This is a genomic window from Actinacidiphila cocklensis (assembly GCF_907177275.1).
GTDB classification, from domain to species: domain Bacteria; phylum Actinomycetota; class Actinomycetes; order Streptomycetales; family Streptomycetaceae; genus Actinacidiphila; species Actinacidiphila cocklensis.
Window position 1 is genome coordinate 23,685 of record NZ_CAJSLV010000056.1, and the last position, 15,836, is coordinate 39,520.

The 15,836-nt window shown below is 71.5% G+C and carries 15 protein-coding genes; 13 read left to right on the forward strand and 2 right to left on the reverse strand.

Annotation, left to right across the window (positions count from 1 at the left end; genetic code table 11):
• Nucleotides 1-8 precede the first annotated feature (8 nt).
• From NFU81_RS17690 to NFU81_RS17745, 12 genes are all read left to right on the forward strand, one after another.
• Entirely contained in the window at nucleotides 9-560 is a 552-nt protein-coding gene (locus tag NFU81_RS17690) for a hypothetical protein (protein ID WP_251490891.1), read from the forward strand.
• A gap of 157 nt (nucleotides 561-717) precedes the next feature.
• The gene (pdxS, locus tag NFU81_RS17695; RefSeq protein WP_205047426.1) at nucleotides 718-1,629 is read left to right on the forward strand and encodes a pyridoxal 5'-phosphate synthase lyase subunit PdxS; all 912 of its coding nucleotides are present in this window, start codon (nucleotides 718-720) and stop codon (nucleotides 1,627-1,629) included.
• Between the two features lie 6 nt (nucleotides 1,630-1,635).
• Nucleotides 1,636-2,226, forward strand: a complete 591-nt coding sequence (gene pdxT, locus NFU81_RS17700; RefSeq protein ID WP_251490894.1) for a pyridoxal 5'-phosphate synthase glutaminase subunit PdxT — start codon at nucleotides 1,636-1,638, stop codon at nucleotides 2,224-2,226.
• A 68-nt stretch (nucleotides 2,227-2,294) separates the two neighbouring features.
• Complete coding sequence (locus NFU81_RS17705) at nucleotides 2,295-3,047, forward strand: YebC/PmpR family DNA-binding transcriptional regulator (RefSeq protein WP_205047428.1); 753 nt, start codon at nucleotides 2,295-2,297, stop codon at nucleotides 3,045-3,047.
• Between the two features lie 138 nt (nucleotides 3,048-3,185).
• The gene (ruvC, locus tag NFU81_RS17710; protein ID WP_251490898.1) at nucleotides 3,186-3,791 is read left to right on the forward strand and encodes a crossover junction endodeoxyribonuclease RuvC; all 606 of its coding nucleotides are present in this window, start codon (nucleotides 3,186-3,188) and stop codon (nucleotides 3,789-3,791) included.
• A complete protein-coding gene (gene ruvA, locus NFU81_RS17715) occupies nucleotides 3,788-4,396 on the forward strand; it encodes a Holliday junction branch migration protein RuvA (protein ID WP_251490901.1) in 609 nt (202 codons plus the stop codon). The genes ruvC and ruvA overlap by 4 nt, the downstream gene beginning before the upstream one ends.
• Before the next feature lie 71 nt (nucleotides 4,397-4,467).
• Nucleotides 4,468-5,550, forward strand: a complete 1,083-nt coding sequence (gene ruvB, locus NFU81_RS17720) for a Holliday junction branch migration DNA helicase RuvB (RefSeq protein WP_251490903.1) — start codon at nucleotides 4,468-4,470, stop codon at nucleotides 5,548-5,550.
• 160 nt (nucleotides 5,551-5,710) lie between these two features.
• Complete coding sequence (gene yajC / locus NFU81_RS17725) at nucleotides 5,711-6,184, forward strand: preprotein translocase subunit YajC (protein WP_251490906.1); 474 nt, start codon at nucleotides 5,711-5,713, stop codon at nucleotides 6,182-6,184.
• Nucleotides 6,185-6,262: 78 nt separating this feature from the next.
• The gene (secD, locus tag NFU81_RS17730) at nucleotides 6,263-8,041 is read left to right on the forward strand and encodes a protein translocase subunit SecD (RefSeq protein ID WP_251490909.1); all 1,779 of its coding nucleotides are present in this window, start codon (nucleotides 6,263-6,265) and stop codon (nucleotides 8,039-8,041) included.
• Nucleotides 8,041-9,210, forward strand: a complete 1,170-nt coding sequence (gene secF / locus NFU81_RS17735) for a protein translocase subunit SecF (protein WP_251490912.1) — start codon at nucleotides 8,041-8,043, stop codon at nucleotides 9,208-9,210. Before secD ends, secF begins: the two co-directional genes overlap by 1 nt.
• Before the next feature lie 126 nt (nucleotides 9,211-9,336).
• Nucleotides 9,337-9,897 (forward strand): adenine phosphoribosyltransferase, encoded by a 561-nt coding sequence (locus tag NFU81_RS17740; protein WP_251490915.1) that lies wholly within the window; start codon nucleotides 9,337-9,339, stop codon nucleotides 9,895-9,897.
• A gap of 296 nt (nucleotides 9,898-10,193) precedes the next feature.
• Nucleotides 10,194-12,524, forward strand: a complete 2,331-nt coding sequence (locus tag NFU81_RS17745; RefSeq protein WP_251491103.1) for a RelA/SpoT family protein — start codon at nucleotides 10,194-10,196, stop codon at nucleotides 12,522-12,524.
• Between the two features lie 68 nt (nucleotides 12,525-12,592).
• On the opposite strand, the gene NFU81_RS17750 is transcribed toward NFU81_RS17745, so the two are convergent.
• A complete protein-coding gene (locus tag NFU81_RS17750; RefSeq protein ID WP_251490918.1) occupies nucleotides 12,593-13,822 on the reverse strand; it encodes a DUF349 domain-containing protein in 1,230 nt (409 codons plus the stop codon).
• A 146-nt stretch (nucleotides 13,823-13,968) separates the two neighbouring features.
• The gene (locus NFU81_RS17755) at nucleotides 13,969-14,829 is read right to left on the reverse strand and encodes a peptidylprolyl isomerase (RefSeq protein WP_251490921.1); all 861 of its coding nucleotides are present in this window, start codon (nucleotides 14,827-14,829) and stop codon (nucleotides 13,969-13,971) included.
• Nucleotides 14,830-15,122: 293 nt separating this feature from the next.
• Here NFU81_RS17755 and NFU81_RS17760 point away from each other — a divergent pair, with 293 nt between their 5' ends.
• Nucleotides 15,123-15,836, forward strand: a complete 714-nt coding sequence (locus NFU81_RS17760) for an MBL fold metallo-hydrolase (RefSeq protein ID WP_251490924.1) — start codon at nucleotides 15,123-15,125, stop codon at nucleotides 15,834-15,836.

Below are 15,836 nucleotides of genomic sequence, written 5' to 3' on the forward strand. Positions count from 1 at the left end.
TGCCGCCCGTGACCACCACCATCATCTGGATCGCGGTGGCGCTCGTCGCTGTCGGCCTGTATCTGAGCTGGACCGCGGGGCGCCTCGACCGGCTGCACGCCCGTATCGACGCGGCCCGCGCCGCGCTGGACGCCCAGCTGCTGCGCCGCGCCTCGGTCGCCCAGGAGCTGGCGACCGCCGGGGTGCTCGACCCGGCGGCGTCCATCGTGCTGTACGAGGCCGCGCACGCCGCCCGGCAGGCCGACCCCGAGCAGCGCGAGGTGGCGGAGAGCGAGCTGAGCCAGGCGCTGCGCGCGGTCTTCCCCGACCCCGACGCGGTCGGCGAGGTCAGCGGCGCCCACGGCGGCACCGAGGCGATCGGCGAGCTGACCCAGGCGGTGCGGCGGGTGCCGATGGCCAGGCGCTTCCACAACGACGCGGTGCGCGCCGCCCGCGCGGTCCGCGAGCACCGGGTGGTGCGCTGGCTCCGGCTGGCCGGGCACGCGCCCTTCCCGCTGGCCTTCGAGATGGACGACGAGCCGCCGCTGCCGCTGACCACGGAGGGCGCGGGCGCGCGCTGACCGGCCCGCGCCACGCGCGCGCGGGGCCACCGGACCCGGGCGGGAGCCACCTGCGGCGAATTGGCCCTTTTCCGCCGCCGCCCGGCGCCGGAACATGGCAGTGGCCCTGGTGGTAAGCCCGGGCGACAACTGCCGTTCACCAGCGAGTGAGGTCACTGTGTCCACCACACCGTCCACCGCCAGCAGCCCCGAGACCGGTACCGCGCGCGTCAAGCGCGGCATGGCCGAGCAGCTCAAGGGCGGTGTGATCATGGACGTCGTCACGCCCGAGCAGGCCAGGATCGCCGAGGACGCCGGAGCCGTCGCCGTCATGGCGCTGGAGCGGGTCCCCGCCGACATCCGCAAGCACGGCGGCGTGGCCCGCATGTCCGACCCCGACATGATCGACGGCATCATCGCCGCCGTGTCCATCCCGGTGATGGCCAAGTCCCGGATCGGCCACGTCGTCGAGGCCCAGGTGCTGCAGGCGCTCGGCGTGGACTACATCGACGAGTCCGAGGTGCTGACCCCGGCCGACGAGGTCAACCACTCCGACAAGTGGGCCTTCACCACCCCCTTCGTCTGCGGTGCCACCAACCTCGGCGAGGCGCTGCGCCGGATCGCCGAGGGCGCGGCCATGATCCGCTCCAAGGGCGAGGCCGGCACCGGCAACGTCGTGGAGGCGGTCCGCCACCTGCGCCAGATCAAGGGCGAGATCGCCCGCCTCAAGGGCCTGGACAACAACGAGCTGTACGCCGCCGCCAAGGAGCTGCGCGCCCCCTACGAGCTGGTCAGGGAGGTCGCCGAGCTGGGCAAGCTGCCCGTCGTGCTGTTCTCCGCCGGCGGTGTCGCCACCCCCGCGGACGCGGCCCTGATGCGCCAGCTCGGCGCCGAGGGCGTCTTCGTCGGCTCGGGCATCTTCAAGTCCGGCGACCCGGCCAAGCGCGCCGCGGCCATCGTCCGCGCCACCACCTTCTTCGACGACCCGAAGGTCATCGCGGACGCTTCCAGGAACCTGGGCGAGGCCATGGTCGGTATCAACATCGACACCCTTCCGGAGTCCGAGCACTACGCCAACCGCGGCTGGTAAGCAGCGATGAGCCGTCCCACCATCGGCGTGCTGGCCCTGCAGGGCGACGTACGCGAACACCTCACGGCGCTGGCCGCGGCGGACGCCGCGGCCGGCCCGGTCCGCCGCCCCGAGGAGCTGGCGGGCCTCGACGGCCTGGTCATACCGGGCGGCGAGTCCACCACCATCTCCAAGCTGGCGGTGCTCTTCGGGGTGATGGAGCCGCTGCGGGCGGCGATCCGCGCGGGCCTGCCGGTCTACGGCAGCTGCGCCGGGCTGATCATGCTGGCCGACAAGATCCTCGACCCCAGGTCGGGCCAGGAGACCTTCGGCGGTATCGACATGATCGTCCGCCGCAACGCCTTCGGGCGGCAGAACGAGTCCTTCGAGGCGTCCGTCGAGGTGGCGGGCGTCGAGGGCGGCCCGGTCGAGGGCGTCTTCATCAGGGCGCCCTGGGTCGAGTCGGTCGGTGCGCAGGCCCAGGTGCTGGCAGAATACGGCGGCCATATCGTCGCCGTCCGGCAGGGCAACGCGATGGCCACGTCCTTCCACCCGGAGCTGACCGGCGACCACCGGGTGCATGAACTCTTCGTGGCCGCCGTGCGCGCCGCGGGCTGATCCGATCCCGGTAGGATCGCCTGGCGACGAAGAACAGCAGCACTGGGTGACGCGAAGGAGACTGTCGGATGTCCGGCCACTCTAAATGGGCTACGACGAAGCACAAGAAGGCCGTGATCGATGCCAAGCGCGGCAAGCTCTTCGCGAAGCTGATCAAGAACATCGAGGTCGCGGCCAGGACCGGCGGTGCCGACCCGGACGGCAACCCGACGCTTTTCGACGCCATCCAGAAGGCGAAGAAGAGCTCGGTCCCGAACAAGAACATCGACAGCGCGGTCAAGCGCGGTGCCGGTCTCGAAGCGGGCGGCGCCGACTACCAGACGATCATGTACGAGGGCTACGGTCCCAACGGGGTCGCGGTCCTGATCGAGTGCCTGACCGATAACCGCAACCGTGCCGCCTCCGACGTCCGCGTCGCCATGACGCGCAACGGCGGCTCGATGGCCGACCCGGGCTCGGTGTCGTACCTGTTCAACCGCAAGGGCGTGGTGATCGTCCCGAAGGGGGAGCTGGGCGAGGACGACGTGCTCGGCGCGGTCCTGGACGCCGGCGCCGAGGAGGTCAACGACCTCGGCGAGTCCTTCGAGGTGATCAGCGAGGCCACCGACCTGGTGCCGGTGCGCAAGGCGCTGCAGGAGGCGGGCATCGACTACGACTCGGCCGACGCGAACTTCCTGCCCACCATGCAGGTGGAGCTGGACGAGGACGGCGCCCGCAAGATCTTCAAGCTGATCGACGCGCTGGAGGACAGCGACGACGTGCAGAACGTCTTCGCCAACTTCGACGTCTCCGACGAGGTCATGGAGAAGGTCGACGCCTGACGGACGGTCAACTCGCCTTCACGAGGGCGGGCCGGCGGGACATCCCCCGCCGCGCCCGCCCTCGTTGTCGGTGCGACCGGCTAATCTCCAGGTGAGACCGGACGGCAGTGCGATCAGCGGTGCGAGGGAGGGGGCGCGGTGCGGGTGCTCGGCGTGGACCCGGGGCTGACCCGGTGCGGTATCGGCGTGGTGGACGGCACCGCGGGACGCCCGCTGGTGATGGCCGGCGTCGGTGTCGTACGGACCCCGGCCGACGCGCCGATCGGCGAGCGGCTGGTGCTGATCGAGCGGGGCATCGAGGCCTGGCTCGACGAGCACCGGCCCGAGGCGGTCGCGGTGGAGCGGGTCTTCAGCCAGCACAACGTGCGCACGGTGATGGGCACCGCCCAGGCCAGCGCGGTCGCCATCCTGTGCGCCTCCCGCCGCGGCCTGCCGGTCCACCTGCACACCCCCAGCGAGGTCAAGGCCGCCGTCACCGGCAGCGGCCGGGCCGACAAGGCCCAGGTCGGCGCGATGGTCACCCGGCTGCTGCGGCTGGACGCGCCGCCGAAGCCCGCGGACGCCGCCGACGCCCTGGCGCTGGCCATCTGCCACATCTGGCGGGGACCCGCGACCGACCGGCTGCGGCAGGCCGTCGCCGCACAGAACGCGGCGGCGGCGACGCGTACCGCACCGTCCGCCGGGACCACCGCGGCCCGAGCCGCCCGCAGCGCCACCGCAAGGAAACGGGAGTCCGCCACGTGATCGCCTTCGTCAGCGGCCAGGTCGCCGCGCTCGCCCCCGACACCGCCGTCATCGAGGTCGGCGGCGTCGGCATGGCCGTGCAGTGCGCGCCCAACACCCTGGCCGCACTGCGGATCGGCCGGCCCGCCCGGCTGTCCACCTCCCTGGTGGTCAGGGAGGACTCGCTCACCCTCTACGGCTTCGCCGACGACGACGAGCGGCAGGTCTTCGAGCTGCTGCAGACCGTGAGCGGTGTCGGCCCCCGGCTCGCCCAGACGATGCTGGCCGTCCACTCGCCCGACGCGCTGCGCGCCGCGGTGGCCGCGGGCGACGAGAAGGCGCTGACCGCCGTCCCCGGCATCGGCAAGAAGGGCGCGCAGCGGCTGCTGCTGGAGTTGAAGGACCGGCTCGGCGCACCGCTGGGCGGCGCGGCCGCCACCGTGGCCACCCCGGCCGCCGCCTCCTGGCGCGAGCAGTTGCACGCGGCACTGCTGGGCCTGGGCTACGCCGCCCGGGAGGCGGACGAGGCCGTCGCCGCGGTCACCCCGCAGGCCGAGGCGGCAGCCGAGCCGAATGTCGGCGCCCTGCTGCGCAGCGCCCTGCAGTCGCTCAACCGCACCCGCTGACCGCACCTCCACCGCGGCCGTCCGGGCCGCCACCGTACGCACCCGACCGCCGCTGACCCGAGAGACCTTCCATGAACTGGGACGACGCCGCACAAGCCGCACCCGACCACCTGCTCGGCGCCGCGGCGGACAGCGAGGACCAGGCGGTAGAGGCCGCGCTGCGCCCCAGGGACCTCGGAGAGTTCGTCGGCCAGGAGCGGGTCCGCGAACAGCTCGGCCTGGTGCTGCAGGCGGCCCGGCAGCGCGGTGGCACCGCCGACCACGTCCTGCTCTCCGGCGCCCCCGGCCTGGGCAAGACGACGCTGTCGATGATCATCGCGGCCGAGATGGGGGTCCCCATCAGGATCACCTCGGGCCCCGCCATCCAGCACGCGGGCGACCTCGCCGCGATCCTGTCCTCGCTCGCCGAGGGGGAGGTGCTCTTCCTCGACGAGATCCACCGGATGTCCCGGCCGGCCGAGGAGATGCTCTACATGGCGATGGAGGACTTCCGGGTCGACGTGATCGTCGGCAAGGGACCCGGCGCCACCGCCATTCCGCTGGAGCTGCCGCCCTTCACCCTGGTCGGCGCCACCACCAGGGCGGGACTGCTGCCGCCGCCGCTGCGGGACCGCTTCGGCTTCACCGGGCACATGGAGTTCTACACCCCGGTGGAGCTGGAAAGGGTGATCCACCGCTCGGCCGGCCTGCTGGACGTCACCGTCGACGCGGGCGGCGCCGCCGAGATCGCCGGGCGCTCCCGCGGCACCCCCCGGATCGCCAACCGGCTGCTGCGCAGGGTGAGGGACTATGCGCAGGTCAGAGCGGACGGGCTGGTCACCACGGAGACCGCCGCCAAGGCCCTCGACGTCTACGAGGTCGACGCCCGCGGCCTGGACCGGCTGGACCGGGCGGTACTGCGGGCTCTTCTGACACTTTTTGGTGGTGGTCCTGTGGGTTTGTCCACACTTGCCGTCGCAGTGGGGGAGGAGCGTGAGACCGTGGAGGAGGTCGCCGAGCCCTTCCTGGTAAGGGAGGGGCTGCTGGCCCGCACCCCCAGGGGTCGGGTGGCGACCGCCGCGGCATGGACGCATCTGGGTCTGGTACCCCCGCAAGCCGGCGGGGGAGCGGGACCGGGGACAGGACCGGGACAGACCGGGCTGTTCGGTCCGTGACGCGGTTGAACTCGCCGCTTCAGGAACCTCGGTGCCATGCTTGGCGTTGTTCCAGCGGCGAGCCAGCGCTTAGACTCCGCCGACGCCCTTCCTCCGGATCGGCACTCACATCCCGAAACCCAGGCCAGCCCCCGCTGGCCGTGCGAAGGAACGCCCCACCGTGAATCCCCTGATCCTCATCTTCATCGTCCTCATCGGCGGCATGCTGCTCATGACCAGGTCGGCCAAGAGTAAGCAGCGCCAGGCCCTGGAGATGCGCAACAAGATGGAGCCCGGCTCCGGCATCCGCACCATCGGCGGCATGTACGCCGTGGTGAAGGAGGTCAACGAGGAGACGGTCCTGCTGGAGCTCACGGACGGCGTCCACGCGCACTTCACCAAGGGCGCCATCTCCACCGTCCTGTCCGAGGAGGAGTTCAACCGGATCGTGCACGGCATCGAGCCGGAGGACCCCGAGGACGACGCCGAGACCGCGCAGGACGCGGACGAGGCGACCGGCACCGCCGACGCGGCCACCGGGGAGACCGCGGCGACGGACGACGACGCTCAGGAGTCGGACGACGACCGTGTGGAACTGAAGAAGGCCGAGGAGGGGTCCGCGCTGGGCGGCGCCGACTCCACGACCTCGAAGTAAGGGTCCGGTTCGCGCAACACTCGTCACCACCCGTGAGCGCGCAGGCTCCGGTGCGGTAGGACAGGGAGAAACAAGAAGGTGGCAGCAGCCAAGAAGGGCCGCAGGTCCTCGGGGAGTCAGGGATACCCCGGGCGCGCTCTGGCCGTGATCCTCATCGCCCTGGTGGCGTTGACCGGAGGCATTTTCCTCTCCGGGGACCGCACACCCCGGCTGGGCATCGACCTGGCGGGCGGCGTCAGTATCACGCTGCAGGCCAAGCCGAACCAGGGCGGCGCGGTGACCAAAGCGAACATGAACACCGCGGTCAGCATCATCAGCAACCGCGTCAACGGTCTGGGCGTCTCGGAAGCGGAGGTGCAGACCGAGGGATCGAAGAACATCATCGTCAACATCCCGAAGGGCACCAACGCCGACCAGGCGGAGAAGCAGGTCGGTACCACGGCCCAGCTCTTCTTCCGCCAGGTGCTCGCCGCGGACATGGGTGTGCCCGCGGCCACCCCGAAGCCGACCCCGTCGGGCAGCGCCACCCCGTCCGGCACTCCGTCGACCACTCCCAGCGGCACGGCGACGCCGAAGTCCTCCGCCACCCCGTCCGGCACCCCGTCGGCCAGTTCCACCGCGCAGGGCCGCGCCGTCACCGGCGCGCTGACCTCCGGCGTGAACAAGGCGCCCACCCCGCTGCCGACGACGCCGCCGGCCGCCGACCCGGGCACCTCGGCCGGTTCGAGCACCTCGTCGAGCGACGTGTCGGTCCCGGCCGACCTCCAGGCCAAGTTCGCCGCGCTCGACTGCTCCAACGACGCGGCACGGCACGCGATCACCGAGGGCGCGAAGCCGACCCAGAAGGTCATCGCCTGCGGCAAGGAGGGCGGTGTCTGGGAGAAGTTCGTGCTCGGCCCGTCCCTGATCGACGGCAAGCGGATCTCGGGCGCGAGCGCCGCCTTCGACACCCAGCAGGGCAACGGCTGGGTCGTCAACCTGAACTTCGACTCCAAGGGCGCCAGCCAGTTCACCAAGGTCACCGGTGACCTGTCCAGCGCGGCCGACCCGAACAACCGCTTCGCCATCGACCTGGACGGCAACGTCCAGTCGGCCCCGGTGGTGCACCAGGCACTGACCGGCGGCAGCGCCCAGATCTCCGGCAGCTTCAAGCAGGGCGACGCCGAGGACCTGGCCAACGTGCTGAAGTACGGCTCGCTGCCGCTGGCCTTCGACACCATCGACCGCACCACCGTCTCCGCCGCCCTGGGCGGCGAGCAGCTGCACGGCGGCCTGATCGCCGGTGCCGTCGGCCTGGCCCTGGTCGTGCTCTACATGTTCGCCTACTACCGCGGACTGAGCCTCGTGGCGATCGCGAGCCTCCTGGTGTCGGCAGGGCTGACGTACACGATCATGTGCCTGCTCGGCCGGGCCATCGGCTTCGCGCTGAACCTGCCGGCGGTCGCCGGTGCCATCGTGGCCATCGGTATCACCGCCGACTCCTTCATCGTGTTCTTCGAACGCATAAGGGACGGGTTGCGTGAGGGCCGGTCGCTCCAGCCGGCCGTGGCCGTCGGCTGGCCGCGTGCCCGGCGCACCATCCTGGTGTCCGACTTCGTGTCCTTCCTGGCCGCCGCGGTCCTCTATGTGGTGACCGTCGGCAAGGTCCGCGGCTTCGCCTTCACCCTGGGTCTGACGACCCTGCTCGACGTCGCCGTGGTCTTCCTGTTCACCATGCCGCTGATGACGATCCTGGCCCGCCGCAAGTTCTTCGCCCAGGGCCACAAGTGGTCCGGCTTGGACCCGAAGAGCCTCGGAGTCAAGGCGCCGCTGCGCCGCGTCCGCCGTACCCACAGCTCCGAGACGAAGGAAGCCTGATGTCCAAGCTCGGCACTCTCGGTCACCGGCTGCACCGGGGCGAGGTCAGTTACGACTTCGTGGGCAAGCGCAAGCTCTGGTACGGGGTCTCGATCCTGATCACGGTCGCCGCGATCGTCGGCCTTGCCGTGAACGGCCTCAAGCTCGGCATCGAGTTCTCCGGCGGCGCGGTCTTCACCACGCACACCTCGTCGGTGTCGGTGTCCGAGGCGCAGGACAGGATCGCCGGCGACACCGCGGGCCACCACGCCACCATCCAGAAGCTCGGCAACGGCGGGCTGCGGATCCAGGTCAGCGACATCGACACGACGACCTCGAAGCAGGTCCAGCAGAAGATCAGCGAGGATCTCAAGATCCCCACGTCGAAGATCGACGCGGAGATCGTCGGCCCCAGCTGGGGCAAGGAGATCTCGAAGAAGGCCCTGCAGGGTCTGATCATCTTCCTGGTGCTGGTCGTCATCTACCTGGCGATCGCCTTCGAGTGGCGGATGGCCGCGGCCGCGCTGGTCGCGCTGCTGCACGACATCACCATCACCACCGGCGTCTACGCGATCGTCGGCTTCGAGGTCACCCCCGGCACGGTGATCGGTCTGCTCACGATCCTCGGTTACTCCCTCTACGACACCGTCGTCGTCTTCGACGGTCTCAAGGAAGCCACCCGGGGCATCACCAAGCAGAACCAGAAGACGTACAGCGAGCTGGCCAACCGCAGCCTCAACGGCACCCTGGTCCGGTCGATCAACACCACCGTGGTGGCGCTGCTGCCGGTCGCCGCGCTGCTGTTCATCGGCGGCGGCCTGCTCGGCGCCGGTGTCCTCAACGACATCGCGCTCGCGCTGTTCGTCGGCCTCACCGCCGGCGCCTACTCCTCGATCTTCATCGCGACCCCGATCGTGGCGGACCTCAAGGAGCGCGAGCCGCAGATGCGGGCGCTGCACAAGCGGGTGCTGGCCAAGCGGGCGTCCGACGCGCAGAAGGCCAAGGAGGCCGAGGCCCGCGGCGAGGACCCGGACGCCGCCGCCGACGCCGACCCGCAGGACGACGACGAGGCCACCGCGTCCGCGGCGGCCGGCGTGATCGCCCCCCGCGCCCAGGGTGGCGCCTCGCGCACCCAGCCCGGCAGCCGCGGACGCGGCGGCCGGAACCGGCCCTCGGGCAAGCGGCGCTGAGCCGTAGCAGGACACTCAGGTGGTCGCTCACAGGCCGCCCGGCCGCCACGGCCGGGCGGCCTGTGCGTGCCGCGAGGGGCACAATCGGGGGGAGAAGCCGATCAGGAAGCCGAGGAAGACACCGCGATGACCACCACGCCGACCGCGTCCGCCGAGCTGCGCGAGCTGCTGCTCGCCCACATCAGGGACGTACCGGACTACCCGGAGCCCGGGGTGATGTTCAAGGACATCACCCCCCTGCTGGCCGACGCGGCGGCCTTCGGCGCCCTGGTGGACGCGCTGGCCGCGCTGTGCACCCGGCACGGTGCCACCAAGGTCGTCGGCCTCGAAGCGCGCGGCTTCATCCTGGCCGCGCCGGCCGCCGCCCGCGCCGGCCTGGGCTTCGTACCGGTCCGCAAGGCGGGCAAGCTGCCCGGTGACACCCACGGGCAGGCGTACCAGCTGGAGTACGGCACCGCGGAGATCGAGGTGCACACCGACGCCTTCGCCGCCGAGGACCGGGTGCTGGTGATCGACGACGTGCTGGCCACCGGCGGCACCGCGGAGGCCAGCCTGGAGCTGGTCCGCCGCACCGGCGCCACCCTCGCCGGCGTGGCGGTGCTGATGGAGCTGTCCTTCCTGGGCGGCCGCGAGCGGCTGCTCCCGGCCCTGGGAGACACCCCTCTGGACGCGCTGGTCGTCATCTGACCCAGGAGTGCCCCCGGGGCCGCGCAGGCCGCCACGCGCCCGCACAGCGCCGTACGGGCCGCGGCGGGCGCTGCCGGCCGCCCGCACGGGCGCCCGGGGGACTCCGCGCGCCCCGGTGTCGGCGCAGGTCGATACCATGGGATTTCTACCCCGCGTGAGGAGTGCTCTTGCCAGACAAGGCCCAGCCACTCGACGCCGCGGGCGGTACCGAACCCGCCGCGCGGGGCACAGGCGCGTCCGCTGAGGCCGCCACCGACCAGGCCGCGTCCAAGCCCGGCGCCCCCGCCGTCCGGCCGGTGCGCACCCCGGGCAGCGTCGCGCCGACCCGCCCGGGCGCCTCCTCCAGCCGGGTCCGCGCCCGGCTGGCCAGGCTCGGCGTGCAGCGCTCCAGCCCGTACAACCCGGTGCTCGAACCGCTGCTGCGGGTCGTGCGGGGCAACGACCCCAAGGGCGACACCGCGCAGCTGCGGCAGATCGAGGCGGCCTACCAGGTCGCCGAGCGCTGGCACCGCGGCCAGAAGCGCAAGAGCGGCGACCCGTACATCACCCACCCGCTGGCCGTCACCACCATCCTGGCCGAGCTGGGCATGGACCCGGCCACGCTGATGGCCGGGCTGCTGCACGACACCGTCGAGGACACCGAGTACGGCCTCGACCAGCTGCGCAGGGACTTCGGCGACCAGGTCGCGCTGCTCGTGGACGGCGTCACCAAGCTCGACAAGGTCAAGTTCGGCGAGGCCGCGCAGGCCGAGACGGTCCGCAAGATGGTCGTCGCCATGGCCAAGGACCCGCGGGTGCTGGTCATCAAGCTCGCCGACCGGCTGCACAACATGCGCACGATGCGCTACCTGAAGCGGGACAAGCAGGAGAAGAAGGCCCGCGAGACCCTGGAGATCTACGCCCCGCTGGCCCACCGGCTGGGCATGAACACCATCAAGTGGGAGCTGGAGGACCTGGCCTTCGCCATCCTCTACCCCAAGATGTACGACGAGATCGTCCGGCTGGTCGCGGAGCGCGCCCCCAAGCGGGACGAGTACCTGGCGATCGTCACCGACCAGGTCCAGCAGGACCTGCGGGCCGCGAGGATCAAGGCCACCGTCACCGGCCGGCCCAAGCACTACTACAGCGTCTACCAGAAGATGATCGTCCGCGGCCGGGACTTCGCGGAGATCTACGACCTGGTCGGCATCCGGGTGCTGGTCGACACGGTCCGTGACTGCTACGCGGCGCTCGGTACGATCCACGCGCGATGGAATCCGGTCCCCGGCCGGTTCAAGGACTACATCGCGATGCCGAAGTTCAACATGTACCAGTCGCTGCACACCACGGTGATCGGCCCCAGCGGCAAGCCCGTCGAGCTGCAGATCCGTACGTTCGACATGCACCGCCGCGCCGAGTACGGCATCGCCGCGCACTGGAAGTACAAGCAGGAGGCCGTCGCCGGTGCCTCCAAGGTGCGCACCGACAGCCCGCGTTCCGACAAGAAGGACGACGCGGTCAACGACATGGCGTGGCTGCGCCAGCTGCTGGACTGGCAGAAGGAGACCGAGGACCCGGGCGAGTTCCTGGAGTCGCTGCGGTTCGACCTGTCGCAGAGCGAGGTCTTCGTCTTCACGCCCAAGGGCGACGTCATAGCGCTGCCGGCCGGTGCCACCCCGGTGGACTTCGCCTACGCGGTGCACACCGAGGTCGGCCACCGCACCATAGGCGCCAGGGTCAACGGCCGGCTCGTACCGCTGGAGTCCACCCTGGACAACGGCGACCTGGTCGAGGTCTTCACCTCCAAGGCGGCCGGCGCCGGCCCCTCCCGCGACTGGCTCGGCTTCGTCAAGTCGCCGCGGGCGCGCAACAAGATCCGCGCCTGGTTCTCCAAGGAGCGCCGCGAGGAGGCCGTCGAGCACGGCAAGGACGCCATCGCGCGGGCCATGCGCAAGCAGAACCTGCCGATCCAGCGGGTGCTGACCGGCGACTCGCTGGTCACCCTGGCGCACGAGATGCGCTACCCCGACATCTCCGCGCTGTACGCGGCGATCGGCGAGGGCCACATCACCGCGCAGTCCGTGGTGCAGAAGCTGGTCGACGCGCTCGGCGGCGAGGAGGGCGCGACCGAGGACGTCGAGGAGATCACCGCCCCGTCGCCCGGCCGCAGCAAGCGCCGCGCGAACGCCGACCCCGGTGTGGTCGTCAAGGGCGCCAGCGACGTGTGGGTCAAGCTCTCGCGCTGCTGCACCCCGGTGCCCGGCGACCCGATCATCGGCTTCGTCACCCGGGGCAACGGCGTCTCGGTGCACCGGGCGGACTGCGTCAACGTCGACTCGCTGTCCCAGCAGCCCGAGCGGATCATCGACGTCGAGTGGGCGCCGACCCAGTCGTCGGTCTTCCTGGTCGCCATCCAGGTCGAGGCGCTGGACCGCTCCCGGCTGCTGTCCGACGTCACCCGGGTGCTGTCCGACCAGCACGTCAACATCCTGTCCGCGGCCGTCCAGACCTCCCGCGACCGGGTCGCCACCTCCCGCTTCACCTTCGAGATGGGCGACCCCAAGCACCTGGGGCACGTCCTGAAGGCCGTCCGCGGAGTCGAGGGCGTCTACGACGTCTACCGCGTCACCTCGGGCCGCCAGCGCTGAGCGGCGCACACACGGCGAACGGCCCCGGTACCTGCTACCGGGGCCGTTCGCCGTACCGCGGGCGGTGACTAGCCGCCGAACTCCTGCATGCCCTTGAGCGCCTGGTCCAGCAGCGCCTGGCGGCCGTCGAGCTCGGCCGAGAGCTTGTCGGCCTTCGCGGTGTTGCCGGCCGAGCGTGCCGCGTCGACCTGGGTGCGCAGCTTGTCCACGGCCGCCTGCAGCTGGCCGGTCAGGCCCGCGGCCCTGGCCCGCACCTCGGGGTTGGTGCGCCGCCACTCGGCCTCTTCGGAGTCCGCCAGCGCCCGCTCCACGGTGTGCATCCGGGCCTCGATACGCGGCCGGGCGTCCCGCGGCACGTGGCCGATGGCCTCCCAGCGCTCGTTGATGCCGCGGAAGGCGGCGCGGGCCGCCTTCAGGTCGGTCACCGGCAGCAGCTTCTCGGCCTCGACGACCAGCTGCTCCTTGACCGCCAGGTTGTCCCGCTGCTCACCGTCGCGCTCCGCGAACACCTCGGTGCGGGCGGCGAAGAAGACGTCCTGGGCACCGCGGAAACGATTCCACAGGTCGTCCTCGGCCTCGCGCTGCGCGCGCCCGGCCGCCTTCCACTCCGTCATCAACTCCCGGTAGCGGGCCGCGGTCGGACCCCAGTCGGTGGAGCCCGACAGCGACAGCGCCTCGGTGACCAGCTTCTCCTTGGTCCGCCGCGCGTCCTCGCGCTGCGCGTCGAGCGACGCGAAGTGCGCCTTGCGGCGCTTGGAGAACACCGAACGCGCGTGGCTGAAGCGGTGCCACAGCTCGTCGTCGGCCTTGCGGTCCAGACGCGGCAGACCCTTCCAGGTGTCCACCAGCGCCCGCAGCCGCTCACCCGCGGTGCGCCACTGCTCGCTCTCGGCCAACTGCTCGGCCTCGGCCACCAGTTGCTCCTTGGCGGCCTTCGCCTCCTCGCCCTGCTTGGCCCTGGCCGCGCGACGCTCCTCGCGCCGCGAGTCCACCAGCGCGACCAGCGCGTCGAGGCGGACGCCGAGCGCCGCGAGATCGCCCACCGCGTGGGCCTCGGTCACCGAGGTCCGCAGGTGCTCGATCGCGGCCAGCGCGTCCTTCGGGGCGAGGTCGGTGGTCTGCACCCGCCGTTCCAGGAGGCCGATCTCCACGACGAGCCCCTCGTACTTGCGCTCGAAGTAGGCGAGCGCCTCCGCGGGGGAGCCCGCCTGCCACGAACCGACCTCCTTCTCCCCGTCGGCCGTACGCACGTACACGGTCCCCGTCTCATCGACGCGGCCCCACGGGTCGCTGCTCACAGCGCCTCCTCCACGTGATGCCCTGCCGGCCGGCGGCTGACGGGCATCGTCCACAGTGTCTCTCCGGCCGGGCTGTACGCACTGGCCGGTCCAACGCCAACATAGGCGACCATCGCCCCGGCTGTCCGCATCCGATGCGGGGGCAATCAGGATTTGGTGACGGTCGCCTTGTTGATCACGGCGGTGGCGTTCGGAGCGCCGTCGCCCTGCCCGCCGCTGTTCTCACCCGCGGCGGCGATCTTGTTCAGCACCTTGAGACCGTCCGCGCTCATCGTGCCGAACGGAGTGTAGTTCGGCTGCAGCGGGCTGTCCTTGTAGACCAGGAAGAACTGGCTGCCGCCGGTGTTGGGGCCGCTGTTGGCCATCGCGACGGTGCCGGCCGGGTAGGTCACCATGCCCTGGGCGCCGGCCTTGCCGAAGGCCGTCAGGTTCTCGTCCGGGATCGTGTAGCCGGGACCGCCGCTGCCGCCCTGGGTGGTGGCGCTCGCCGTCGGGTCGCCGCACTGCAGCACGAAGATGCCCGCGGTGGTGAGGCGGTGGCAGCGGGTGTGGTCGAAGAAGCCCTTGTCCGCGAGGAACTTGAACGAGTTCACCGTCGCCGGCGCCTTCGCCGCGTCCAGCGAGATCGGGATGTCGCCGCAGGTCGTGCCGAGCGTGAAGGTGTACTTCGCGCCCTTGTCGATCGACATCGCCGGCGCCTTCTTCCAGGTCGCCGTGGCCGGGCTGCCCGCAGTCGGCTTCTCGCACGGGTCGGGGACCTGGCTGGCCGCCGTGGTCGGTGCCGTGGCGCTCGGGGCGGCGCCCGCGGCGTCGTCCTTCTTCTTGCTGCTGCCGTCGAAGGCGCCGGCCGCCCAGGCGGTCCCGGTGCCGGCGACCACCACCGCGAGAACCACGGCGGCAACCGCGTTGCGCCTGCGCGACTTGCGGTGGTGATCCACCCTGCGCGCCTGCTGCCGCTCGAACTTCTCCCGGGCGAGCTGCCTCCGCCGCTGATCCTTGGTGACCACTTCGCCGTCTCCCGCTCGCTCGTGTCGTCTGCCGTCTTGATGCGTCTGGTGCGGTGTTTCCATCGCCCCGTGGCGTATTGTGCCGCAGGCCGTGTGAGCTGTGCATTTACTGTGTGCACGCGATGCGTCGCGCGTCGCGGCACGGTGTGTGCGCAAATCTTGACGTCCTGCGGCGGGTCCAGTCCAGTCCGCCGGCCGGCCGATACGCGCCCGATACGTGTTCGCGACCGCGATGTGCTCGCCGGTAGGCTCGTGAACTGCCCACACCGCTCGCGGACGACAGAAGGACGAACGTGCTCATTGCCGGGTTCCCCGCCGGGGCCTGGGGGACCAACTGCTACGTGGTCGCCCCCGCCGCCGGTGAGGAGTGCGTGATCGTCGACCCGGGCCACCTCGCCGCCCAGGGCGTCGAGGACATGCTCGCCAAGCACCGCCTCAAGCCGGTCGCCGTCATCCTCAGCCACGGCCACATCGACCATGTCGCCTCGGTGGTCCCGGTGTGCGGCGCGCACGACGTGCCCGCCTGGATCCACCCGCAGGACCGCTACATGTTCGCGGACCCGGAGAAGGCGCTCGGCCGGAGCATCGGGCAGCAGCTGCTGGGCGAGTTGACCATCGGCGAGCCCGACGACGTGCGGGAGCTGTCCGACGGCGGCACCCTGGCGCTGGCCGGCCTGGAGTTCGGCGTCGCGCACGCCCCCGGCCATACCAGGGGGTCGGTGACCTTCCGGCTGCCGGAGGCCGCGGACATCCCGTCCGTGCTGTTCTCCGGCGACCTGCTGTTCGCCGGCTCCGTCGGACGCACCGACATGCCCGGCGGCTCCACGGCCGAGCTGTACGAGTCGCTGGCCCGCGTGTGCCTGCCGCTCGACGACTCCACCGTGGTGCTGTCGGGACACGGCCCCCAGACGACCATCGGCCGCGAGCGCGCCGCCAACCCCTACCTGGCCGAGGCGGCCCGCGGCTCAGGAGCCCCGCACCCGGCGGCTCCGCGACGAGGATTGTGA

What these genes read in the sequence shown, in the direction of transcription:
- secF (WP_251490912.1), top strand. Translation starts at nt 8,041, where the DNA reads ATGTCCAAGCTCGGCACTCTCGGTCACCGGCTGCACCGGGGCGAGGTC.
- ruvB (WP_251490903.1), top strand. Translation starts at nt 4,468, where the DNA reads ATGAACTGGGACGACGCCGCACAAGCCGCACCCGACCACCTGCTCGGC.
- NFU81_RS17740 (WP_251490915.1), top strand. Translation starts at nt 9,337, where the DNA reads ATGACCACCACGCCGACCGCGTCCGCCGAGCTGCGCGAGCTGCTGCTC.
- NFU81_RS17705 (WP_205047428.1), top strand. Translation starts at nt 2,295, where the DNA reads ATGTCCGGCCACTCTAAATGGGCTACGACGAAGCACAAGAAGGCCGTG.
- pdxT (WP_251490894.1), top strand. Translation starts at nt 1,636, where the DNA reads ATGAGCCGTCCCACCATCGGCGTGCTGGCCCTGCAGGGCGACGTACGC.